Origin of the sequence: Paenibacillus sp. FSL F4-0100 (assembly GCF_037993005.1) — a bacterium.
Lineage (GTDB): Bacteria > Bacillota > Bacilli > Paenibacillales > Paenibacillaceae > Paenibacillus_AQ.
This window is the reverse complement of record NZ_CP150303.1, coordinates 1,552,142-1,575,909: the sequence shown is the minus strand read 5'-3', so window position 1 is coordinate 1,575,909 and position 23,768 is coordinate 1,552,142. Positions and strand designations below refer to the sequence as shown.

22 protein-coding genes are annotated in these 23,768 nt (G+C 50.7%); 8 read left to right on the top strand and 14 right to left on the bottom strand.

Annotated elements, in window-relative coordinates; all coding sequences use genetic code 11:
• Positions 1-13: 13 nt before the first annotated feature.
• The 11 genes from MHH48_RS06875 to MHH48_RS06825 all read right to left on the bottom strand — a co-directional run bounded on the left by MHH48_RS06875 (position 14) and on the right by MHH48_RS06825 (position 11,923).
• On the bottom strand, positions 14-907 hold the full coding sequence (locus tag MHH48_RS06875) for a hypothetical protein (RefSeq protein ID WP_076322864.1): 894 nt from the start codon (positions 905-907) through the stop codon (positions 14-16).
• Between the two features lie 83 nt (positions 908-990).
• Positions 991-2,388, bottom strand: a complete 1,398-nt coding sequence (locus tag MHH48_RS06870; protein WP_076322863.1) for a HAMP domain-containing sensor histidine kinase — start codon at positions 2,386-2,388, stop codon at positions 991-993.
• Positions 2,385-3,038: a response regulator transcription factor gene (locus tag MHH48_RS06865; RefSeq protein ID WP_076322862.1), complete on the bottom strand. Its 654-nt coding sequence runs from the start codon at positions 3,036-3,038 to the stop codon at positions 2,385-2,387. Before MHH48_RS06865 ends, MHH48_RS06870 begins: the two co-directional genes overlap by 4 nt.
• A gap of 660 nt (positions 3,039-3,698) precedes the next feature.
• Positions 3,699-4,862, bottom strand: coding sequence for an amidohydrolase family protein (locus tag MHH48_RS06860; protein ID WP_076322860.1), 1,164 nt, complete (start codon positions 4,860-4,862; stop codon positions 3,699-3,701).
• Entirely contained in the window at positions 4,855-5,646 is a 792-nt protein-coding gene (locus MHH48_RS06855) for a glucosamine-6-phosphate deaminase (protein WP_076322859.1), read from the bottom strand. The genes MHH48_RS06860 and MHH48_RS06855 overlap by 8 nt, the downstream gene beginning before the upstream one ends.
• Before the next feature lie 17 nt (positions 5,647-5,663).
• Positions 5,664-6,692: a Gfo/Idh/MocA family oxidoreductase gene (locus MHH48_RS06850; protein WP_076322858.1), complete on the bottom strand. Its 1,029-nt coding sequence runs from the start codon at positions 6,690-6,692 to the stop codon at positions 5,664-5,666.
• Between the two features lie 54 nt (positions 6,693-6,746).
• Positions 6,747-7,757 (bottom strand): Gfo/Idh/MocA family oxidoreductase, encoded by a 1,011-nt coding sequence (locus MHH48_RS06845; RefSeq protein WP_076322857.1) that lies wholly within the window; start codon positions 7,755-7,757, stop codon positions 6,747-6,749.
• Positions 7,754-8,620 (bottom strand): sugar phosphate isomerase/epimerase, encoded by an 867-nt coding sequence (locus tag MHH48_RS06840; RefSeq protein ID WP_076323158.1) that lies wholly within the window; start codon positions 8,618-8,620, stop codon positions 7,754-7,756. The genes MHH48_RS06845 and MHH48_RS06840 overlap by 4 nt, the downstream gene beginning before the upstream one ends.
• Positions 8,621-8,681: 61 nt before the next feature.
• Entirely contained in the window at positions 8,682-9,506 is an 825-nt protein-coding gene (locus MHH48_RS06835; protein ID WP_076322856.1) for a carbohydrate ABC transporter permease, read from the bottom strand.
• A gap of 60 nt (positions 9,507-9,566) precedes the next feature.
• A complete protein-coding gene (locus MHH48_RS06830; protein WP_076322855.1) occupies positions 9,567-10,532 on the bottom strand; it encodes a sugar ABC transporter permease in 966 nt (321 codons plus the stop codon).
• Between the two features lie 29 nt (positions 10,533-10,561).
• On the bottom strand, positions 10,562-11,923 hold the full coding sequence (locus tag MHH48_RS06825) for a sugar ABC transporter substrate-binding protein (protein ID WP_076322854.1): 1,362 nt from the start codon (positions 11,921-11,923) through the stop codon (positions 10,562-10,564).
• Positions 11,924-12,246: 323 nt separating this feature from the next.
• Between MHH48_RS06825 and tnpA the strand changes: the two genes are divergently transcribed.
• The 4 genes from tnpA (at position 12,247) to MHH48_RS06805 (ending at position 16,797) form a co-directional block, all read left to right on the top strand.
• Positions 12,247-12,645 carry an IS200/IS605 family transposase gene (gene tnpA, locus MHH48_RS06820; protein WP_076322853.1) on the top strand — a complete coding sequence of 133 codons (399 nt, stop codon included), beginning with the start codon at positions 12,247-12,249 and terminating at the stop codon, positions 12,643-12,645.
• Between the two features lie 4 nt (positions 12,646-12,649).
• On the top strand, positions 12,650-13,705 hold the full coding sequence (locus MHH48_RS06815; RefSeq protein ID WP_076322852.1) for an RNA-guided endonuclease TnpB family protein: 1,056 nt from the start codon (positions 12,650-12,652) through the stop codon (positions 13,703-13,705).
• 184 nt (positions 13,706-13,889) lie between these two features.
• Positions 13,890-15,758 carry a sensor histidine kinase gene (locus MHH48_RS06810; RefSeq protein ID WP_076322851.1) on the top strand — a complete coding sequence of 623 codons (1,869 nt, stop codon included), beginning with the start codon at positions 13,890-13,892 and terminating at the stop codon, positions 15,756-15,758.
• A complete protein-coding gene (locus MHH48_RS06805) occupies positions 15,736-16,797 on the top strand; it encodes a response regulator (RefSeq protein WP_076322850.1) in 1,062 nt (353 codons plus the stop codon). The genes MHH48_RS06810 and MHH48_RS06805 overlap by 23 nt, the downstream gene beginning before the upstream one ends.
• Positions 16,798-16,810: 13 nt before the next feature.
• Here the strand turns inward: MHH48_RS06805 and MHH48_RS06800 are convergent, their stop codons facing one another.
• A complete protein-coding gene (locus MHH48_RS06800; protein WP_076322849.1) occupies positions 16,811-17,341 on the bottom strand; it encodes a GrpB family protein in 531 nt (176 codons plus the stop codon).
• Positions 17,342-17,523: 182 nt separating this feature from the next.
• A complete protein-coding gene (locus tag MHH48_RS06795; RefSeq protein WP_076322848.1) occupies positions 17,524-18,069 on the bottom strand; it encodes an NAD(P)H-dependent oxidoreductase in 546 nt (181 codons plus the stop codon).
• 243 nt (positions 18,070-18,312) lie between these two features.
• Between MHH48_RS06795 and MHH48_RS06790 the strand changes: the two genes are divergently transcribed.
• From MHH48_RS06790 to MHH48_RS06775, 4 genes are all read left to right on the top strand, one after another.
• Positions 18,313-18,699, top strand: coding sequence for a helix-turn-helix domain-containing protein (locus MHH48_RS06790; RefSeq protein ID WP_076322847.1), 387 nt, complete (start codon positions 18,313-18,315; stop codon positions 18,697-18,699).
• Between the two features lie 449 nt (positions 18,700-19,148).
• Positions 19,149-19,694, top strand: a complete 546-nt coding sequence (locus tag MHH48_RS06785) for a PadR family transcriptional regulator (RefSeq protein ID WP_076322846.1) — start codon at positions 19,149-19,151, stop codon at positions 19,692-19,694.
• Between the two features lie 49 nt (positions 19,695-19,743).
• Positions 19,744-20,895, top strand: a complete 1,152-nt coding sequence (locus MHH48_RS06780; protein ID WP_076322845.1) for an MFS transporter — start codon at positions 19,744-19,746, stop codon at positions 20,893-20,895.
• Positions 20,896-21,140: 245 nt separating this feature from the next.
• On the top strand, positions 21,141-21,767 hold the full coding sequence (locus MHH48_RS06775) for a DUF3298 and DUF4163 domain-containing protein (protein ID WP_076322844.1): 627 nt from the start codon (positions 21,141-21,143) through the stop codon (positions 21,765-21,767).
• Positions 21,768-21,879: 112 nt separating this feature from the next.
• Here MHH48_RS06775 and htpG read toward each other — a convergent pair whose 3' ends face one another.
• The gene (gene htpG, locus MHH48_RS06770; protein ID WP_076322843.1) at positions 21,880-23,757 is read right to left on the bottom strand and encodes a molecular chaperone HtpG; all 1,878 of its coding nucleotides are present in this window, start codon (positions 23,755-23,757) and stop codon (positions 21,880-21,882) included.
• Positions 23,758-23,768: the final 11 nt, after the last annotated feature.

The window sequence follows — 23,768 nt, the reverse complement described above, 5'->3', positions numbered from 1 at the left end:
TTAAGAACATATCTCAATCCAAATCCAAAACCCTCAGAAAGGATCCTTCGTTCTCATTGGTTGGGGGAACTGACTTTTCAAGCTCTTTGGCCTTTTCCTCCACCCGCTTCATGAGCCTTTCACTGAATTCCAGTGATGGCTTATATGACCCGTTATAACCGATACCGAGCAGCGCCTTGTCATATCGTGAGAAAGTCATCAAAGCTATTTCCCCATCTTCGCCTTTGATATCAAGTGAAATCGTCGGATCATTGTCGCTGTAGCCTTGGCCGTTATATGCAACCGACTTGATTGGACCGTGAACAACGTTATATTTCTCCGCCAGTTTCTTCGCCAGCGCAACATATTCCTGCGGGTTTTTATCAAGTGCCGGATCAAAAGCTACTGAAACCTTTTTATCTAGCGTTCTACCGTGGACAATGTCAAATAATTCTCCTGTTACCGAATCCACAGAGAAAGAATAACTACGCTTACCGTTCACGAGCACATCAGCGTACCATCTCGAACGGGGGAGACTTTCGGCTGGCTGCTCGTAACCCATTTCAATCACCTGACCCTCCAGGTTCAGGCCGAATACTTCCCACAGGACCCGTGCGCCAATTTCCGCCGCCTCTTCTTTTGGCATGTCCTTGCTGGTCGGCTTCTGGTTGCGGTAATATTCAAGATCAATGGCTCCTATCTTGTAATTCGCTTTTTGGTAGCCTTTCGGCAAGCTGTTTGGCACCGCTTGGGATGATCCGGCTGCATAATTCGAATAACTTGTAGGGATCGTATTTGTTTTTTTGAATTCCGTCGCCGTCGCTGCCTGTGTGAATCCCTGGAACAATAATGTGCTGGCCCCAATAATCGCTGTAGCCGCTAATATGGTTTTTTTAAATTTTTTTCTTTCTGATCTGTTTGTTTTCATCTGAATTCACTCCTCCATCGTTTTGGTTTGTGATCACAATAAGCAGTATAGAATAGCCAAATTATAGAACCATCACCAAGTCATTATGAAGTTGTAAAAATTATGTTGACTGTCGTTCCTTCCCCGGGATGGCTCGTAAACGCAAGCTCCGCGCGGTGACGCAAGACGATCTGTTGACAGATGGCCAAGCCTAATCCGGCGCCGCCGTCCCTGCGGTTTCGTGATTTCTCTCCGCGATAAAAAGGTTCTGTAATATGCCGGAGTATTTCAGCGCTCATCCCTTTTCCGTTATCCTGGATATAAACCGTCTTCTTTCCGGCCTCTATGGCGGCACGCACTACGATATGTCCGCCCGTGCTGCATGCCTTTATCGCATTGTCAATCAGATTGACAAACAGACTTTGCAGCAAGCAGGCGTCTCCCCACACAGCATCTATTTCACAAATAAACTCGATTTGTATATCTTTTTCCGTAATTTTACTATGCAGTGTCTGTTGGACAGATCGAAAGATACCGGTTACTTTCTGTGCTTCCCAGCCAATCTCATCGTTTTTAAGATTCGCCAGTTCGAGTAATTGATAGGACATCGTCTGCATACGCCGGCTTTCCGACATGATATAGCTGATCGCGGACAGCCTCTCGTCCTCAGTCAGGGCAGCCTTTTGCATATATTCGGCGTATCCATAGATTGCAGTCAAGGGTGTACGGAGTTCATGGGCAAAATTATCAATAAACTGCTGCTTTTTGTCCGCGGCGTCGATAAGCTCCGTCATTTGACGCTGGATTTCATACGCCATATGATTGAAGCTTTGTGCCATTTCGGACAGCTCATCACGCCCGGATACCGGAAGCCTGGTTTCATATGCACCCGCTGCGATATTACGGGAGGTTTGGGAAATCTGCGACAGTGGCTTGAATATTCGATTAAGTAATAACATAAGACCAAGCGCAAGCAGACAGGAAAGAATAAATCCTGCGAAAAACAGCACATTTTTCATATGTTTCCATGCGGAGATGGCATCTGTCGCATCATAAAGATAGACCATGGTATAGGAATCATATGGCGCAGGAAGCTTCCCCGAAACAATGACATAGGAATGGCCACCTGTTTTTTGCATCGCAACCAAACGATTTCCGTCCTTCGGCGGCTCCAAAAAACGGCTCGGCAATACCATTTCCAGCCGATTGGAGTAGGCAAGCTGTTCGCCCTTGTAAAGCGCCAGCTTAACCTTCTGATCCCCGGACAGATAACTGTAGGGTTGGAGCAGAGAAGCCAATGAGCCCTCAATATGAACTCCGCGGCTCTCCACTGCACGAAAATCCTTTATAAGCGCAGACGTAATAAAATAATGTTCGCCCAAACTTCTTTCTTCTGCTCGATGAACCGTATCTTTGAATGAAGCGACAGAAATGATAAATATCCCGAGATTGAAGGAGAACAGAAAAAGCACAAGCGTCGTTAAAAAGGTTCTATATTTCATCGGCTTACCTCAAAGCGGTAACCCAGCTTATAGACGGTTTTGATCACGTGCTCCCAACCTAATTTTTTCCTCAGTCTTTGGATATGAACATCAATCGTCCGGGTTTCGCCTTCATAATCATGGCCCCACACGAGCTCTAGAAGCCGCTCCCTGGACAATGCAATATTGCGGTTGTTTACAAGCACTTCCAGCAATTCATATTCTTTCGGTGTGCATTCCACAAGCTCTCCCTTATAAAATACCTGACGGCCATCAAAATCAATCCTCACCTCTCCCGCTTCAAAGCATTTTTTATTTTTTTGGGTTCGCCGCAGCACCGCTTCGACACGAGCCAATAGCTCCAGCATTTCAAAGGGCTTGGTCAAATAATCGTCAGCCCCCATGGAAAAGCCCGTTATTCGATCCGATAAGCTGTTACGTGCCGTTAAGAAAATAGTGGGAGTGCCATGTACTTCTTTAAACACTTCAAACCCGTCAAATTCAGGCAGCATCACATCCAAAATGATCAGATCATAGTTATGGCATTGTATTTCAGAAATCGCAGCTTCACCATCCAAAACCGAAGTGCACTGATGCCCCACAAGCTGCAAATTTCGTTTAATCAATTCATTGATTGATATTTCATCCTCAACTATTAAAATCGCTGCCACAATTATTCCCCCTCCCCCTACTTCTACAATCATATTATTATTGTTTTGTAATAGAGTTGTAAAAGCGAATCTAAAAAAAACACCATCCGCCCACTCGGAGGTGCCAAACTAAATATTGATGGTTAGAGCCTCATCTTATGCGAACCGATCGGATTCATATTGTTCCCGAGATAATTTCCATTCCCTCCACTGATAAAGGCTATAGACCCCGCCAACCAATAGATATTCGATGATCAATAACTTACCCGTAGCTGCCTCTATGTTGGTACACCAACATGCCCTCCTATGGACCCAGCATTAGATATCCTAAAAAAGTGTAGATAAAATAAGAGAATAACGCAAGCACATTGCAGGCTATTAATAGCAGGTCCTTGTTCGAGTCTGTTATTCCATAGGAACGTATGGATAGCGCGATCCCGAATGGTGGAAGAAAGACAGTGGACAGAAGTCCGTAATAGTGAAACCAGTGCCCGTCGCGGACAAATAAAATCTCAATTGTGAATAAGAGGATAGGCAGAATAAACGTCCATGCTGAGATTTTACGCATAATGGGAACTCTCCATTTCAATGTCATGTCATCTCTCCGCCTTGTTCCGTGATAAGGAAAAAAACCCAGATCGCAATCTGGGTTTTTCGGTTTCGTTTTCTATATTTTAACATCTAACATTCCCTTTGGTAAACCGAATGGCCTCCCTTGACCGTCTCCACAATGCGAAGACTTCCCTCTTCCTTCTCCAACACCACGAAGTCGGCCTGCGCCCCTCTCTTTAATCCATAATGGTCTGCTTTCCCCATCGCCTGCGCTGGCAGCGTTGAAGCCATGTCCCAAGCTTCAGGAAACGTGCACAGCCCCGACTGAGCCAGCCGCCATACCGCATCGGCAAGCATCATGGCCGAACCGGCCAACAGCTCGGGCTTGCGGGCGAGATGCAATCGGCCTTCGGGTGTTAATACGACATTGCCGCCGATATGGGTCTCGTATTCGCCTGGCGGCATACCGCTTAAATAGACGGCATCGCTGACGAGCAGCGCCTTGGACGACTTGGCGCGGAGCATCACTTTGATGACCGAGTCCGGCAGATGGTACCCGTCCGCGATGATCCCGGCCCACAGCTGATCTTGCGCAAGCTGCTCCCATATATAATTCGGATGGCGCGGCAGCGTCAGATGCGCGCCATTTCCAAGATGTGTGGACATCGTCGCTCCCGCTTCCACGGCATCCCGAATTTGCGCTGGCGTCGCGGCGGTGTGCCCGATCGATACCGTGATCCCCGCCTCTACGCACGACCGGATAAACCTGGCAGCTTCCGGCCACTCTGGCGATAGCGTCACGATCCGAACCCGATTTCCCGATGCCGCCTGCCATCTTGAAAACAACGCCCAATCAGGCGCTTTGATGTACCGTGAATCATGGGCTCCCCTGGGCCCTTCTTCCGGAGAAAGAAAGGGGCCCTCCAAATGAATCCCGCCAATGGTGGAACCGACCGCTTCATCTTCCAGGCAAGCGGCGTCGATAACCCGCAGCAAATGTTCGATCTCTTCATCGCCATTGGTAATGACGGTTGGGTAGTAAAGCGTTATACCCTTTTCCCATAAACGCCGGGTTGCCTGGATGACCGTCTCCGTTGTGAGCGGCAAGGAATTGAAATCATGGCCGTACCCGCCGTTAATCTGAAGATCAACAAGTCCGGGAGCGATCCAGGCGTCCTCGTCACCATCGTGCGGAAGTATCTGCTCGATCCGGCCGTCAGGAGTCCATGTTAGCTTTATCCGCTCACCTGTTGTGTAATGACGGCCCACACGAACATGGGCATGGCTATCCATTCCGGATTTCCCCATACGACTCCCGGTCCACGTACAGCGTGCAATCCGCATGCCTTCGAAGAATGCTGGCAGGACAGGCCTCGTGTATATCGCCGTGCAGCGTCCTTTGTACCGCTGCCCGCTTGCTTGCACCCGGAACGACGCAGAACAGATGGGCACCTGACATTAACGCCGGAATGGTGAGCGTAAGGGCGTATTCCGGAACCTCCTCCAAGCTTGCGAAACAGCCGTCATTCACCTGCTGTCGGCGGCAATCCTCGTCCAGCTTCACCCGCTTTACCCATAACGGATCCGCAAAATCGGCAACGGGCGGATCGTTGAAGGCGATATGCCCATTCTCGCCAATACCCAGGACCACCATATCGATCGGCGCAGCAGTAATCAATCCTCTGTATCTGTCGCACTCCGCCTCAGGATCATTCATGCCGTCGATCAAATGCACCTCTCCTGGGGATACCAGATCAAACAGCTGCCGAGACAGAAAGTTCCCGAATCGCTGCGGTGCCAACGGAGGAAGGCCGATGTATTCATCCATATGAAAAGCCGTGACCCGACTCCAGTCCAATCCTTCCGATTGAACCAGCGCCGCAAGGCATTCATTCTGGGATGGGGCAGCCGCAAAGACGATGCGAATGCGCTCTTTCTCGGCCAGAAGGCGCTGCATGGCCGCGCGGATATCGGCGGCCGCCGCTTTCCCCATCGCTTCGCGCTGGTCATAAACGTGGACCTTCAGTTGATCTTGAACGTCTTCAAGAACAGGCTTTATGCTGCGCTGAGACATCATAAAGTCACCTCCATCCCCTACAATACCGGTGTTTCGGTCTGCAGTTTGATTTCCTTGTGCTGCCGGGAAGCTTCGTATGTGCCGAGAATAATCTCCAATGAATGTCGGCCGTCCTTCCCGGTGACTACAGGCTCGCGGCCTTCGCGAACGGCAAGCGCCATATCTCGAATTTGCAGCCGGTGTCCGTCAGGTATAACTTTAAACGGTTCGAACTCAGGCAGCTGAATCTGCTGGCCATCGATCTCAAGAGATACGATCGTATCTTCTTCAATGACGATCACACCCTTCTCTCCATGGATGACGAGCCGCTGCCCTTTCCCGTCGCAGGCCGTCGTCGTGATCTCCAGCACGCCCAGCGCGCCGCTCGCAAATTCAAGCGCAGCAATAACGGTGTCTTCCACCTCGATGCTGCGCAGCACGGCCTTGGCCTTCGCAGATAGGGACGAAACGGGTCCGACAAGCCATTGCAGCATATCCACCGTGTGAATTCCCTGATTCATCATGGCCCCGCCGCCATCCATCGCCCAGGTCCCGCGCCAGCCCGCACTGTCATAATAGGCTTGATCGCGGTACAGCATGACATACGCCGAGCATAAGCTAAGCTTCCCAAGCCGTCCTTCTTGAATGACCTGCCGGGCATACCCGGCCTGCGGGGACATGCGCCTCGGAAAGACGGTTGCCAGCAGCACACCATTCTCCGCACATACCTCGATCATACGCTCCACATCGTCAAGCCGTATGGCCATCGGTTTCTCCACCAGCACATGTTTGCCTGCCCGGGCAACCATCGCCGTCTGCTCTGCATGCATGCCGCTTGGCGTGCAGATACAGACTACCTCCACATCCTCGCGTGCCAGCAGTTCTTCCAAGGTGTCGCAGATAACTCCTCCGTACGTTTCAGTCAGTTTGACCGCAGATTCCCGTTTCGTATCGAATACGGCGGCAAGCTCAGCTTCCTCCGTATTCAATATGCCCTGCGCATGAATATCCGCAATAATCCCACAGCCGATGATACCGAATCGGACGGGCAGCTTTTCCTTTGTCATGTATCCTACGCCTCCTCAATACGTTCTGTTTGCGGTGAAAGCCGCATACATTCCCTATTCCCGGATCAGGATCCGAGCCTCCTCATCGGCCGTTACCGTAGCCTCCGAGGCTTTATAAATATCGTCATGCGTGATGATGCCCTCTTCCCCCTCCACCCGGTTCAGGAAATCCTGTGCAAGGGAGAGGGGAGGCGGTGCCAAAGGCAAAGAGCGCAGCTCCTGATCGGTGATCACAAGCGCAACCTCATCGCTTGACAGCAAAGGATCGCCTTCCAGTCGAATTTCGGCCATGCCGCGCGTTCCTGTAATGAAGATCCGTCCGTCACCCCAAGTCCAGCTGCCGACGGGCGTGTGCCAGTCCGCATAAAGCTGTGCCGTTATGCCGCCAGTCATGATTACCTGCACGCCGGCCGCATCATAGAAAGTTGGGTATTCCGGCAGGATATGCTTCGCCAGATAACCGGATGTCGTCTCCACTTCCCGGCCCGTCAGCCACCTTAACAGGTCGAAGTCATGCACGAAGAGATCGTTGATGATGCCGCCGGATTGCGCTCTGTCAAAATGCCAGGAAGGACGGGATTCCGGATTCAGCCGATGCGGCTTCCGCATCGAGATATGAACAATGTCCCCCAATTCACCCGCCCGGATCATCCGATGAACGGTGTGGAGAGAAGGGCGGAAACGCTCGGTCAGCATCATGCCTACCTCGATCCTTCCCCGCTCCAGAACGCCGCGCAGCCGGGTCAGCCCCGCCCGATCCGTCACGGCGGGCTTGTCGATCATGATTGGTTTGCCATGGAGCTCGCACAGCTCAATGACATCCATCTTCTCATGGTTAATGGCCGCGCAGCCGATAACACTCACTCCTTTATCGCTCAGCAGCGATTCCCGATCCCCCGTAAGTTCCAGGCCGTACCGGTCGGCAAGAGTACGGGCTAACGGCTTATTATCCGGTTCGTATACTCCTGCACATTCGTAGCCCAGGGCCAGCATCTCCTCGATAAACATGCCGATGTGGGCATGCTGACAGCCGATGATTCCAAATTTCCGCGCTTTCCCCGTCATCTTGTCGACACCTCCACAGCCTGCAGCCATTCCTTGATGACGAGCAGATCATAAGCGAGCCGTTCCTTCGGCGGATAGGGTGCTGCGCATTCCAGCGTAAGCCAACCTGCGTACCGCTGTTCCCGAAGTCCCCTGAGCAGCCCGCCGTGATCCACTTCTCCCTCACCAAGGCGGCACTGCAGGAAGAACTCTTCCCCGTGTCGGGTCAAATTCTTGAACGTTCCCGGCGCGCCCCCTTGCCCGATCCGCCGTTCATCCTTGATGTGCACATGGAACAAATAGCTTCCGAGCTGCCGGACCGACGCTTCCCCAAATTCCGTGTCCGTGATGTACATATTCCCTGCATCATGAATCAGGCCAACCTGATCATCGCCGATCAAATCCAGCAGTCGCAGAGCGCTATCTGTCGTCTCTACCAGGCTCTGATTGTGAATCTCCAACACGATCCGTTTTCCCGCAGCCCGGGCTTCCTCCGCGCATTTCCGAATCCAGAAAGCCGCCTTGGCATAATGATAATCCTCCGCCAGGAAGGCATTAGGCCCTCCCTGAAAGATCCGGATCATGCCCGCCTCCAACATCACTGCGCGTTCAAGCAGTCCCATAAACTGATCATAAGCCTCAGCGCATTCCGCATCTCCGCTTGTCGAGAAATATCCCATATAACCTGCCAATGCCGGAATCTCCAAGCCATGAACTTCCGCAACAGCCTTCATTTCGCGAACCCGCGGCAGCGAAGCTTCCGGACTTAAGTGCGGTTCGCGGCAGGCAATTTCGATTCCGTCGAAACCAAGCCCGGCCGTGATCGACATCGCTTCATGGATGCTGTAATCGATTAACGATCCACTGAATGCCGCTATTTTCATCTTGTCTTTCATCCTTTCCTTCACAGACATGGCCCCTTCCCGGGCCGATGATAACACTCCATTATTTAATCCCGGCCATATTGTGGTTCTGCACAAAATATTTCTCGGCAAACAGGAATACCAGCAGAATCGGAACGAGACTGACCAGTGCGGCCGCGATCATAAGCTGTTCATTGCCGGTCCATTGGCCTGATAAGGAGAGAATGCCGATGGGCAGCGTATACTTCTCATTCGAGGTCAAATAAATGACAGGCGTCAAAATCTCGTTCCACTTGCCCATGAATGTAAAGATCGCCAGCGTCGCCAGCGTAGGCCTGGCCATCGGAATAAAGATCCGCAGATAAATCTGGAACGGATTGCAGCCCTCCATCTTGGCCGCTTCCTCATACTCTTTAGGTATATTCATAAAAGCCTGTCGCATGAGGAAAATGCCAAACGGCTGAGCCAACCATTCGATAATCCACAGCGGCGTGAGCGTATCCAGCATGTTCAACTTATTAAAAATGATAAAATGCGGGATGATGATGACCACCGCCGGAATCATCATCGTTCCCAACACCATCACGAACAGCGCACTTTTCAGCGGGAAGCGCAGTCTTGCGAACGCATACCCGACCATCGAGCAGGAGATCAGGGCGCCGACGACGGACAATACGGCTACGAAGATGCTGTTTAACGTGTAGCCGCCAATATTCCCAAGCTGAAACACCTGCGCGTAGTTAGACCATTGGAATACCTCGGGAATCCAGCGGGGCGGAACGGTTGTATATTCCTTGTAGGTTTTCAATGAATTCATGAGCGCCGACAGAAACGGCACGATCATGATGAGCGAGCTGATTCCGATCAGCACGTAACCGATGCTTTTTCCCAGCAGCTTTCTTCTCATGTGAGGTTCCTCCTTCCTCCGATGCGGTTCCACATCTGCAGTTCCATCTTGACTGCTTGATCAGTCATAGTGCACCCACTTCTTCTGACCCCTGAGCTGTATCAGCGTCAACAGGAAGAGGATCATGAAGAGCACCCAGGCAATGGCGGAAGCATAACCCATCCTCATAAACGTGAACCCTTCACGATATAAATACAGCATCATGACCAGACTGGAGTTATTCGGGCCTCCCGCTGAGCTGATGTCGCCTCTGCCGGTTAGTACATAAATCTGTTCAAATGCCTGGAAGGTGGAAATCGTGCTCATAATGACAACCAGGAACGTGGTCGGCGAGATCAACGGAACCGTAATGTAGCGGAATTTGCGCAGAGCTCCTGCGCCGTCGATCTCCGCGGCTTCATACAGATCCCCGGGAACGCTCTGCAGACCCGCCAGATAAATGACCATAATATAGCCGATCCCTTTCCAGACCGCGATGAAGACAAGCAGCGGAATGGCCAGCTTCGGATCCTGCAGCCAGCCTTGCCCTACCAGCCCCAGCTTGGCAAGCAGCGTGTTCGCCAGACCGAAGCGAGGGTTGAATATGGCGTCGGCGACGTACAGGATGACGGTCCATGAGGAGATCACCGGAATAAAATGGGCCATTCGAAACCATTTAAGCCCTTTCAAACGCTGGTTTAGCGCGACAGCCAGTACTAAAGCGAGAAAAGTCTGGAGCGGTACGAACAGAACCGCAAAATACAAGGTGTTCCACAGAGAACGCCAGAACATCGAATCCTCGGCCATGCGCCGGAAATTATCCAGTCCGCTCCACTCGGGCGGATTCAGCATATCGTAATCGGAAAAGCTGAAGTACAGGGATGCGGCGAGAGGACCTGCCACAAAGATGATAAAGTGGAGAAAATAGGGGGAGGCCATGAGCAGCCCCCATCTCCCCTCATGATCCCATTTCCGTTTTCGGGCGGGCTTTCCGTGCGGCATCGGATCGGCTTTGAGTGCTGCATTGTCGTTTAATGTATTGCCCATTTCACTCCCGCCTTTCTTCCACCCTTGTTTTATTTTTTATAAAAATCATCGAGAATCGATTGAACGGCAGCATCCGCTTCGCTGAGCGCTTGATCGATAGTTGCATCCCCAAGGAAGGCACGCTCCGCATGTTCGTTGAATTTGCCTACCCATTCTTCCCAGACCGCGTTATTGTCGAGTGTCTGTGCGAACTCCAGGCTATCCAGGAAGGCCTGGCGGTTAGCCGGCTGCTCTCCCGCCTTGAGGAACACTTCGGATTCCGCTACGGATTTTTTGACGGGCACGGCTTCACCCAGTTCAGTCCACTGCTTCTGCACATCGTCTTCCGTAGCCCAGTATTTAATCCACTCCCAGGCAGCCTCGGCTTTCTCGTCGCTCGACTTCTGATTAATCACCCATGAGTTGGCGATGACCGGGGACACTCGCTTGCCATCAGGTCCCTTCGGCAGCAGCGTCACATCGTAATTCAGGCCGGCTTCATTCGCTGCCTGCACCCGGGCATAGATGCCGATCCGCATGGCTGCAGATCCGCTTGGGAACACGGCGGTATTGCTCTGGAAGCTCTTCAGGTCGACCGGATCCGTAATGATGCCGCGCTGCATGCCGTCGACCATCCATTCGAACGCCTGCTTGTTCTCCGGCGAATTGATGATGGAGTTCTCCGCTTTCTCGTCAAGGACACCGCCGCCGTAGGATTTCATCACGGAGAACCAGCCTTCGGTAATGCTGAAGAACGTCAGCCCGAACTGATTCACACTTGCAGCGTCAAACCCGCTGTCCTCGGCGGTTTTTCCACCGGCATCCACCGTCAGCTTGGCTGCCGACGATTTCAGGTCGTCCCAGGTCCATTCATCCGAAGGATACGTTACGCCTGCTTTATCAAACAGCTCCTTGTTGTAAAACAGCACGCCGACCTGAATGCCCTGCGGCACGCCCCAATAGCGCCCGTCCGCGTCCTTATTAAAATCGAGGCCGTAGTACTCGTCGGCTTTCAGGTCTCTTGCGATCCAATCCGTCAGATCCTTGGCGGCGCCCCGCTGGGCGTATTTCATGACGTAGACGCCGTCGGACAGCCATACGTCCGGCGCTTGGCCGGCCGCGATTTGCGTATCCAGCTTCTGATAGAACTGCCCGTATGGCGCGCTTTGCGTCTTCACCTTAATGTTCGGATGCTGTTTTTCGAACTGCTCGATCAGCTCCTTCATTTTCGTATCGGAGCTGTCGCTGGAATAATACCCGAGCAGGATTTCTACCTTTTTCCCTTCATCGCCTCCGGTACCGGGTGTGGCAGTACCGCCCTTTCCTTCATCAGCATTGCTGCAACCGCTTACTATAACGGTTATCAGCAATAAGGCCGTTAACCAGCTGTAAAGCCCTTTTCTCTTTTTCACAAATCCTCGCCCCCTATTGTTTGAAATGGATTAATGCGATTGTAGTTGATAACGACCGAATGCGCCCATGTGCTTTCTTAGCCCACTTGTGATTTCTTGCTGCGGCATCATGGTTTTTTATTTACAACTTGTATTTTTTTGCTACAATGTTCCTTACATTGATTGCCGACTGAAAGCCCACGGTTTTAATCGTGGGCTTTCAGTCGGCTTTGCCAGAACATCCCTTCATGGATGGGAAGGGCAAACACATAGCACGTGTGCGTGTGTGCTTTTCTTTTTGTTTAATCGTTTCAGTTGTGCGGTTGAACTGATAGAATTGTTTTATGGGACAAGAATATAGACGTACAGCTACGACGGTATCTCTCATTAACTATCATTTTGTTTTCTGCCCTCGTTATCGAAGAAAAGTGTTAGTAAAACAAGTGGAAATTCGATTCAAGGAGCTATTAGCTGAAATATGCCATCAGAATAACTGGATTATTGTGGAAATGGGAGTGATGCCCGATCATGTCCATCTGTTCCTGAACTGTCTTCCCACCGATTCTTCATCAGACGTTATGGCAAAAGTGAAAGAAGTGACCTCTCGAATATTAAGGCAGGAGTTTGAGCATCTTGCTCATTTGCCTAGTCTGTGGACACGTTCTTTTTTCGTTAGTACAGCTGGAAACGTATCAAGCGAAACCGTAAAGCGTTATGTTGAAGAACAAAAGAAAAGGGGGTGAACACATGCAAGTTTTAACCGTTAAGATACGCATATTTCCTGATCAACCAGCCATTCTAGGTCAATTGGGAAATGAGTACATTCGGGTAGTCAATCAACTAACCGAACGGGCTGAACAACTGGGGGCATTTCCGAAAATGACTACAAAAGATGTAGAAACCATTCTTCCGTCTGCGGTTTGTAATCAAGCGATTCGTGATGCCAAAAGTGTTTTCAGTAAAATCAAGAAACTTGGTGTTCGTCCCATTCTTAAAAAACCTGTATATTTCGTTAACAATCAAAACTACACGGTATCCGAAAATACAGTTGCTTTCCCTATCGTTGTAGATGAAAAGACGAAGAAAACAACGTTTCGTGCTACAGCGACTAGAAGAGATATGGAGCTGTTAAGAACAGCTAAACTTGGATTGATGCGTATCATTGAAAAGTCAGGGAAATGGTACGCTCAAATTTCGGTAGAAGTGCCAACAAGTGTAACAAGCAACGAAAACATCATGGGAATTGATCTTGGTTTAAAAGTTCCTGCTGTTTCTGTAACTTCTACAGGTAAAACCCGATTCTTTGGAAACGGCAGACAAAACAAGTACATACGAAGAAAGCATGAGCAACGTAGGCGTAAATTAGGAAAACTCAAAAAATTGTCTGCCATTCGTAAGCTAGGTCATAAAGAGCAACGTTGGATGAAAGATCAAAACCATAAGATTAGTCGGCAAATTGTCGATACAGCCGCCCAGGAAGGTGTGTCAATCATCAAGCTTGAACGACTAGAGAATATTCGCAAGACGGCAAGAACAAGCCGCAAAAACGCAAAGAATCTGCATAGTTGGACATTCTATCAGCTTGGGCAATTCATCTTCTACAAAGCAAAGCTTGTCGGCATTAAGGTTGTGGAGGTAGATCCTGCCTACACTTCGCAATCTTGTCCTGCCTGTGGGGAGAAGAACAAAGCAAAAGACAGAAGGTACGAATGCTCATGCGGATTCCACGCTCATCGTGATCGGGTTGGAGCGATCAATATCATGAATCAACCTGTGGCAGATGGGAACAGTCTGTCAGCCTAAGATGCTATATGCACTGTCTTAGGACGGGCTGATGAGACAGCCCTGAACTTGGGGGAACTACGGTTAGCAGAAATGCACGACCGACTACCACCCAAGAATCCCAATGATACCGAAGGTGTCAGCTTGCGGCTTTGCCGTGGGAGTCTCAAATTCCCTACTTCAATGCGAGGAAGGCGGAAGAGCGATGAACATCCAAGGCGTTTCCACCGGTAATCTGACCATTAACCAACGTTTGTTCGTTCTGATCATCCTATTCATTGGCCTCCCCTTCTTTCTGCTTGGCAGCTTCTGGTACCAGTCGTCTACCGAAGCGATTGAACAGTTTGCCGCAGGCGCTAACAAGCGTATCATCGAGCAAACCAACGTCTCACTGGATTCGTATATTTCCAATCTGGAGAACTCCACCTATCCCTTTATCCACAACCCGCAAATCCAGCAATTTCTCTCGACCACCCAGCTTACCCCCTATGCGTACTTTCAGCTTGCCAAAAAAGTCGAGGACGACTTGTTTGCCCAGATGATCTACGGCCGGTCCGATATTATCGGAATTTCGCTCGTCGCCGAGAACAAGAGACAAATCACCGATTACGAAAGCGCGCCGGGGCTGCTCGATATGAGTGAAATCCGCAAACGCAACCGTTCCTTTCAAGCGCAGCTGGATCAATTCAACGATTTTCAAATCATCGGCCTCAGCCGGGTAGGAAACACGCCAGCCCTTACCGTGGCCCGGAAGCTCTATGACAATTCTTCCTTTCTCTATAAAGGCTTATTGATTGTCGATCTCAATCTGAAGCAAATCGGAGCCATCTGCTCTAATGATTCGCTGGGCGGCTTTGACGTCTGGATCATGGGCACGGATGGGCAGATGATCTACCACCCGGATCCGAGTCGGGTCGGAACCCAAGTCGAACCGGGGCTGTTAACGCATATTCAAAACCGGGACTCCTCCTTCTTCCGGCATCAAGACGCAGCTTCCAGTACCGAAAAGATGGTCCTGCATGAACGCTCACAGATCACTGGCTGGACGGTCGTCGCCGACCTGCCGCTGAACAATCTCATCGGCGGTTTGATCACCCAGCGTAATTACTCGCTTGCGGCCGCAGCCATTCTCTTGATCATTGCATTGGCGCTTGTAGGCGGATTCTCCTTCTCCTTGACGAGAGCGCTATCCATGCTCCAGAAGTTGATGGCCCGCGTCGAGCGGGGTGATTTTGTGCTTCCTACCAAAATGAACCGGTTCCGCAACAATGAAATGACCGCCGTATTCCAGAGCTTTTACAGCATGACGGGAGAGCTGAAGCGGCTGATTCGGGAGGTCCAGGATTCCCAACTGAAGGAACGGGAGCTCATGATCAAGCAGAAGGAATCCGAGCTCCGCTCCATGCAGTCCCACATCAACCCGCATTTTTTGTACAATTCACTGGAGATTATTAATTCATATGCCATTGCGGACGATCATATGGAGATCAGTCGTATGACGCGGGCGCTGGCCCATATGTTCCGTTACAATATCGGCCATGCCGGGTCTGTCGTGCCGCTGCGGGAGGAGATGACGCATGTCCAGTATTATCTCGATCTTCAAAGCGCCCGTTTCCGCAGACTCCAGATTGATATGGATGTGAACGAACGGGACCTGGATCGCGTAAATGCCGTCAGGCTGACGCTGCAGCCGATCGTAGAGAATGTGTTCATACACGGATACCGAGGCAAGAAGCCAAGCTACCTCGGGATAAGCACCCGTGCGGAGGCGGGCTATTTTGCCATCATGATCCGGGACAAGGGGATTGGCATGACAGCGGAAACGCTGTGGCAGATCAGGCGAATTCTGCAAACCCGAGAGAAGCCGGGTGAAGACATGCTGCGTAACGGCGGGGAGGAAACGACCAGCGGCATCGGGCTCTTAAACGTGCATCAAAGACTTCAGCTTACCTTCGGTGACGAGTATGGCCTGCACCTTGTGGAGGCCGTGCCCTTGGAAGGCACGATATTTGAGATTAGACTGCCGTATAGGACTAACGAGGAGGGACACCATGTACCGGTTAATGATGATTGATGACGAATACGCCATTCATTTGAGTTTGCGAAAGCTTGTTGAGAGGTCCGGTCTTCAAATTGTGGTCACCGGCGAAGCCGAAGACGGGGTTGAAGCCCTGCAGATGCTAGAGAACAGCCGGCCCGATATTATCGTGACCGACATTTGCATGCCTGAAATGGATGGACTGGAATTTATCCGCTGTGTCCGGGAATCCCATCCACAGATGCATTTTATTATCCTCTCAGGCCACGACAACTTCGAATTTGCACGTCAGGCGCTGCGCTATGGCGCATCGGATTTCCTGCTGAAGCCCATCGACCCGGCGCAGTTCCATACAACACTGGAACGTGCCTGCAGGGAACTGGATAACCGGAAAGCGCGATTCTCCCGGCAGACGGAATGGACGCTTGCGCAGCAGCGCCATAAAGCCAGGCTCGCCCAGCTGCTGTATTCTGCCGATGAGCAGGGAGCATTGGAACAAATCCGCCAGATCATGGCTCTTTTTGAGACGAGGGGACCCGAAGAAGTGAGCTTGTCACGATACGCCCATATACTGATGCAGGATCTGCTGGCTGCGCTTGAAGAACGCGGTTTGCTTCTTGCGGTGGATATCGGCGAGGATCAATGGCCACAGGACAATCCCATGGCCTGCCGCCGTCAAATCGAGGATAAGGTCAAGGAAATGCTGGCGCTGATTAAGGGTTCCCGAAATTTAGGGTCTCGCCACAATATTCAGAAAGCCAAGCGATACATTGAAGAGAATTACGCGATGGAGGATTTGTCCTTACAGGAGGTGGCTGATTCAGTGGGGATGTCGGTCACGTATCTAAGCCGTACCTTCAAGAGCGAAACGAATATGAACTTCGTGAAATACTTGGTGCAGGTTCGCATGGAAAAAGCGAGGGAATTGCTGGCGGAGTCTGAGCTTTCCGCCGAGGAAACGGCCTACCGCGTCGGCTTCTCGGACTATGTCCATTTCAGCAAGACGTTCAAAAAATTTCATGGCCTCACCCCTTCCGCTTACCGAAAGCAGTGCAAGGCCATGAATGGAGGATAGAGTTACCAGACGCTTATTCGGATTGCACACCATTCATCCATACTTTCGCTCTAGCAAGAAGCTGCTCAACGAACGCATTCTTCTCATCGGAATATCGGAGCAAGGTCCGGGTTCCTTGCGAAACGATACGCTGTTTGATCTCACTGTAACGCTCGGCTTCCACGGCACGTGCTCGCAAGTACTCCCGGATGATGATGTTATGATTCCAAATGTCGCCACGGTATAACACAATGTGAACATTATAGGCATGCTTACCTCTTTTGCGCAGATATAAACGGCCGGGAATCCCGGCTTCGCCCAAGTCCTCGTAACCCATAGCGGTCAGTTTGGGGATGATTTCATTCGTATGCAACGCGTGCTCCACGCCCACCAGAATATCGATGATGGGTTTAGCCGTCATCCCCGGTACGGATGTACTTCCGAAATGTTCGATGGCGGACGTATAAGGGCCGATCTCCCTGATTAACGTCTGGTGTTCGTCGCAAAACCGATCCGCCCACTGCTTGTCATAGGGCTCCAAATGAATATCTTCATCAATCGTCATAAAGCTTCCTCCCTCCAATTTGGTGCGCATGTGCTTATGAAGCTGCCTCAAGCTAATAGTAGTGGGCCCCCATAAAAGAGCATAAGAACTGCTTCAGGTCATGTCATATATGACTCTATCATGCCCTTAATGGTTTCGGCCGGCAAGAGCCAATCTTCTATCGGTTAACGGAGAAGCGAGCCTCAGTATCGGCTTTCGGCTGCAGGTGCTAGAACCTGATTGGCATATCTGTCGGCCTCCGCCTGGAGGGTTTCATCGCTTACCCGCTCCACGTTATAGGTCGCGAAGGCCGGTAAATAACGGACTTTACACCGGTCCAACGTGGCTTGAATCGGACGCAGCAGCTCACTGACGGTGTACCAATTGTCCCCACCTGCCTGATACTCCTGTTCCGTGCCTGCTGCCGTCGTGGCCAGCATAAACTCCTTGCCCTTCAGACTGTTGCCTTCCGGTCCGAACGCCCAGCCGAAGGTCAGCACGTCATCGAACCATTTCTTCAGCAGGGGCGGGCAGCTGTACCAGTAAAAAGGGAATTGGAACACCACCCGATCATACTGAAGAAGAAGCTGCTGCTCGCGCTCGATATCGACATTCCAGTCCGGATACTCCTTGTAAAGATCCCGGATATCTACATTTCCATTCGCATACAGCCTGCTGTGCTGCATCAGCGCTCGATTCGCACGCGAGTTGTCTAAATTCGGATGAGCCACAATCACCATAATTTTCATATTCAAGTCTCTCCTGTCTCATTTGGTTTGTTTGACACCCCCATTATGTTTCGGATCGGCTTCGTTGAAAAGTACGCTCTTTTTATGTACTTAGTCGGTTTCAGCGTACCTATTCATCCCATGCATAGTACGATAAAACATACTAAGTACGAATAAGAATAGTACTGGGTTTAAACGGAATACTGTGCTACATTACTAACATCACATGAACAAAAACCGACACTTCCTATGGGAGATGAGAATATGAGAACAAGCGATCATGAACGGCCTAACACCGAAGGCATCCTGACAACGCTGCAATTAATCGGAGGCAAGTGGAAACCGCTGATTCTGTTTATACTGCTGCAGGACGGAACCAAACGGTTCGGGGAGCTCCGGCGTCTGCTTCCGGGCGTGACCCAAGGCATGCTCACAAATCAGCTCCGCGAACTGGAACAGGATGGGCTGGTCGTACGCAAGGTATATCAGGAGATTCCGCCCAAGGTGGAGTATTCCATCTCGGAGCACGGAAAGAGCTTGGGCAGCGTTCTGACCGACATGTGTACCTGGGGGTTTCAACATTTGGATTATGTCGAGAAGAACAACGGACAACAAGGTGAAAGTCATGGGAAAAACGCAGGCGGACTGTAAACACAGGAAGCAAAACCCTTAATGCTCATGCTGGGCACTGCTCGCCTATACGAACGCATGCATCTACTCCCTGCTGTGCACCACGAATCCTAGTCTGCTATATTCCTCAATTTGCAATTGACCTCCATCCCCCTCGCGCACTCTTCGGCCGATCCTACTCAGATCGGCTTCATTTGTTAGGTCCCCTCTAAGCTGGTAGTTCTAACAGGGATCAGTTTTTATAAGACTCCGTTTTAAACCGCTAATCCCTCTCTTCCTATTTTTTGTGTCTGACGCAGATTAAATGTATCGCTCCTCTTGCTTCACTTCATCTATCACTATCTTAAAGCGCCATGTCATAGTTACCGTCGTTTGGAGAACGATTGCAAAAAATCTTATCCAGGTATTGCATATTTATGTCGTTACGATATATATTTATATCGTAACGACATATTGTTGGAGGCGCTCATATGTATGAAATTTTTGTGTTGGGTGAATTGATGACCGGGGATAAACACGGGTATATGCTTCAAGAAATATTAAAAAATGCAGGGGGTCCTTACCGTCAGATTAGTTCCGGAACGTTATATCCCCTGCTCTCCCGGATGGTGGATCACGAGTGGATCCATCTTCGTCTGGACGAATCCGGCGGAGGCAAACGCCCCCGCAAAATCTACGGGATCACCGATTCCGGACGGAAGAAGTTTCTCGAGCTCATGGAGAACCCCCTGGAATACAACATGGATACGGAGCAGATATTCCATTTTAAAATGGTCTATTTCCGGTATGTTCCGAAGAAGGTTCGGCTCGATTGTCTAGAGCAGTATTTGATTTATCTGGAGACCAACCTGAAACATGTGACGGACTTTGAAGCGGAGATCACGTTTTATAAACCTGATCCTGAGAAACAGCGGCTTCAATTGCTGCGGGTACTCGATCACCGGAAGCAGATAGGAATGACGAATATCGAGTGGATCCGGAAAGAAATATCGACTGTTAAATCCGAAGAAGACTAGAGTCCAGATGTTTTCACATTGAGAAATTCGAAATAAGGAGGGATACAGGATGGAACGTTTATGGACGAAACCGTTTATTCAGATGACGGTCGGGATGTTATTTCTGTTTACGGGCTTCTATCTGCTGCTGCCCACGCTTCCGCTGTATATCAAGCATTTAGGCGGCTCCGAATCCCAGGTGGGCTTGGCGGCCGGTGCGTTCACGCTGACGGCGGTCGTCTTTCGCCCGATGGTCGGGGGATTGGTGGACCGATACGGCAGAAGAGCTTTTTACGTTTGGGGTCTTATCTTCTTTGTTCTTTCGATGTATCTCTACGATTGGGTTGGCAGCATTCTGCTTCTGCTTGCGCTGCGGATCTTGCATGGCGCGAGTTGGGCTTTCTCGACAACCTCCATCGGAACGGTCATTACGGATTTAATCCCAACCTCCCGCCGCGGGGAAGGCATGGGCTGGTACGGTATGGCGATGACGGTTGCGATGGCCATCGGCCCCATGCTGGGTACTTTTATCGTCAGCGGGTATTCGTTTCGGATGTTGTTCCTTGTCGCTACCGGACTCTCTCTGATTGCCTTTATACTGGCCTACATGACTAGAGCCCCTTATCAAGCCAAACCTTCGGCAGGGCGAATTCAGTTAGTCGAGAAATCCGTTCTCCCTGTCACGGTCGCAATCTTTTTCCTGGCAGTCGCATACGGAGGGATCACGACCTTCCTCCCGCTGTTTGCCGAGTCCATCCGGGTCAATCCGGGAACCTTTTTCCTGGTGTACGCCGTCGCTCTTACCTTGATCAGACCCTTTGCCGGGAAGCTGTCGGACCGTTTCGGCGAAGCGGCTGTCATCATTCCGTCCCTTGTCGTGACAGCGGCGGCTCTGATCGTCTTAAGTATGTCAAACGGATTGACCGGGCTGATTACGGCCGCCATTCTGTACGGTATCGGCTTCGGCTCGGCTCAGCCTGCGCTTCAAGCAGCGACCCTGCGCATTGCTCCGGAGAACCGGAGAGGGGCAGCCAACGCCTCGTTCATGACGGCATTCGATCTCGGCATCGGACTTGGCGCCATTATACTCGGCTTGGTTTCCGAGCGTATCGGCTATACGTATTTGTTCACGGTTACAGCAGCATCGGTAGTCGTTTCCTTAGTCATATTCACGATCTTTGTAAGAAGATTGCTTACGTCTGGCGTTACAGACAAGGAGTGAAGGCTAGCTGATTTACAACAAACATGCCCGCGGCCTTGGACTACCGCTGTCGCATTGGAGCGTTCTTTCGCATTAGAGCTTTCTTTCGCATTGGAGCATTCTGCCTATCCGAAGCCCTTCCGCCGGGTTGACGGAGCCTTAGAAGCCTCCAAGTCTCAAGTCTCCGCTCCTGCCAGCTTCGTAACCTCCGCGCCCGCTTCCGAATAGCCTAACGTATCTGATGTTAGATTGGAGCGAATGTACGCATGGTGCAATATGTACCCCCGGTAAGTATCCATACCCTTACGCATACGGCACCCGGTCTCGTGATTCATTATCCGCAGGTATACGGCCTCATGAATCCGGGGGCGGAAGAAGCCATCAACCGGGCCATTATTCTTCAAATCCAGGATATGCAGCGTGAACAGCAGCAGGTTCAGACCGGCACCAACCCGCAAACGACGGGCAACTTTGAGATCAAAACGAACGAGCGCGGCATTCTTAGCCTCGTGCTGACGAACTATACCTACTCCGAACATATGGCGCACGGGTATACGGTGACGAAAGGCCTGACCTTTGCCACGGCCACCGGAAAATCCTATGCCTTATCCGATCTGTTCCGCCCAGGCTCGGGCTATCAAGCCATCTTGGCCGTCGAGGTGATCCGTCAGATCAAGGAACGCGGCATTCCCGTGCTGGAGAACAGTCCGGTTACCGTTTCGCCGAACCAGGACTTCTATCTTGCGGATAAGTCACTGGTCATCTTCTATCCGCTATATGCCATCACCCCATACTATGTCGGCTTTCCGATGTTCCCAGTATCGGTGTACGACCTTTTAGGCCTGGCAGCCGAGAACGGATTGTTATCGGATCTTGCCGCGGACGTGGTGTAACGATCTACACTGCACTGAGATTAGATGTACAAAAAAACAAACCCGATTCCCTGGTACCTTACACCAGAGTTTCAGGTTTGTTTGTTATTATCTTATAATCCAGCTGCGCCGGTTACACCATGATTTTGCAAATATCGTTCGTAAATTCCACCGGATCGGCAATCGGCAAGCCTTCGATCAGCAGCGCCTGATTGTACAGCAGATTCGTGTAAAGCTTCAGCTTATCCTCATCCGCTTGCTGAGCTTTCAGAGATTTAAACACCTCATGATTCGTGTTAATCTCCAGCACCTTATCGGCTTGGATATCCTGTCCGTTCGGCATCGCCTTCAGGATTTTCTCCATCTCAATCGAGACATCACCTTCCGTGGACAGGCATACCGGATGGGATTTCAATCGTTTGGAAGCTTTAACGGATTTCACCTTGCCGGCCAAGAGGCTGCCCATGGCTTCAAACAGTTCCTTATTGTCGTTCTCTTCGGCTTCATTCTCCTGTTTGTCCGCCTCGGAATCGAGGCCAAGATCGCCGCTGGATACCGACTTGAATTCCTTCTCCTTGTATTTCATGAGCATCTTGATCGCAAACTCATCAACATCATCGGTGAAGTACAGGATTTCATAACCTTTATCGAGCACCATTTCCGTCTGCGGTAGCTTCTCGATCCGGTCGATGGAATCACCGGAAGCATAATAAATATACTTCTGATCCTCCGGCATTCTCGATACGTACTCATCCAGCGAAACCAGCTTCTTCTCCTTGGAGGAAGTGAACAGCAGCAGATCCTGAAGATCTTCCTTGTTCATGCCATAATCGTTGTAGACGCCGAATTTCAGACCTCTGCCGAAGGAGGCGAAGAACTTCTCATAGTTGTCTCGTTCGTCCTTCATCATGCCCTGCAGCGCGCTTTTCACTTTGCTCTTGATGTTCTTCGCGATCAGCGTCAACTGACGATCATGCTGGAGCATCTCGCGGGAGATGTTCAGCGACAGATCCTCGGAATCGACCATCCCTTTCACGAAGCTGAAGTAATCCGGCAGAAGGTCGCCGCATTTGTCCATGATCAGGACGCCGTTGGAATACAGCTCAAGCCCTTTCTCGTATTCCTTGGTGTAATAATCGAATGGCGTATTCTCGGGAATGAACAAAATCGCATTGTATACAACAGCGCCGTCCGCTTTGACATGAATGTGCTTGAGCGGTTTATCGAAGCCGTAGCGCTTCTCATTGTAGAAATTCTCGTAATCCGCGTCGGTCAGCTCGCTTTTATTCTTGCGCCAGATCGGCACCATGCTGTTGATGGTCTGCTCTTCCTGAACTTCTTCGAACTCATTCTCGGAATCTTCTTTCGGACGCTGCGTTTTCACATCCATCTTGATCGGATAACGGATGAAGTCCGAGTACTTCTTGATGATCGCTCTTAGACGATATTCTTCCAAATACTCGTCATACTGATCGTCTTCCGTGTTCTCTTTGATCTTAAGCACGATCTCGGTTCCGACAGAATCCTTCTCGGCCGGCGTAATGGTATATCCATCCGCGCCTTCCGATTCCCACTTGAATGCTTCGTCGCTGCCGAGGGCTCTGCTGGTCACGGTAACGACATCGGCAACCATGAAAGCCGAATAGAAGCCAACGCCGAACTGGCCGATAATGTTGTGGCCGTCCTTCGCTTCGTTCTCACTCTTGAATGCAAGGGAACCGCTCTTCGCAATGATGCCGAGGTTGTTCTCGAGGTCTTCCTTTGTCATCCCGATCCCCGTGTCGGTAATGGTCAGCGTACGGTTTGCTTTATCTGCGGTAATCTTAACGTAGTAATCTTCTTTGTTAAAGGTCAAGTTGTCGTCGGTCAGCGCTTTATAGTAAATCTTGTCGATCGCGTCGCTGGCATTTGAAATCAGCTCACGCAGAAAAATTTCACGCTGCGTATAGATGGAGTTGATCATCATCTCGAGCAGCCGTTTGGACTCAGCTTTAAACTGTTTTTTCGCCATGAAAAAATCTC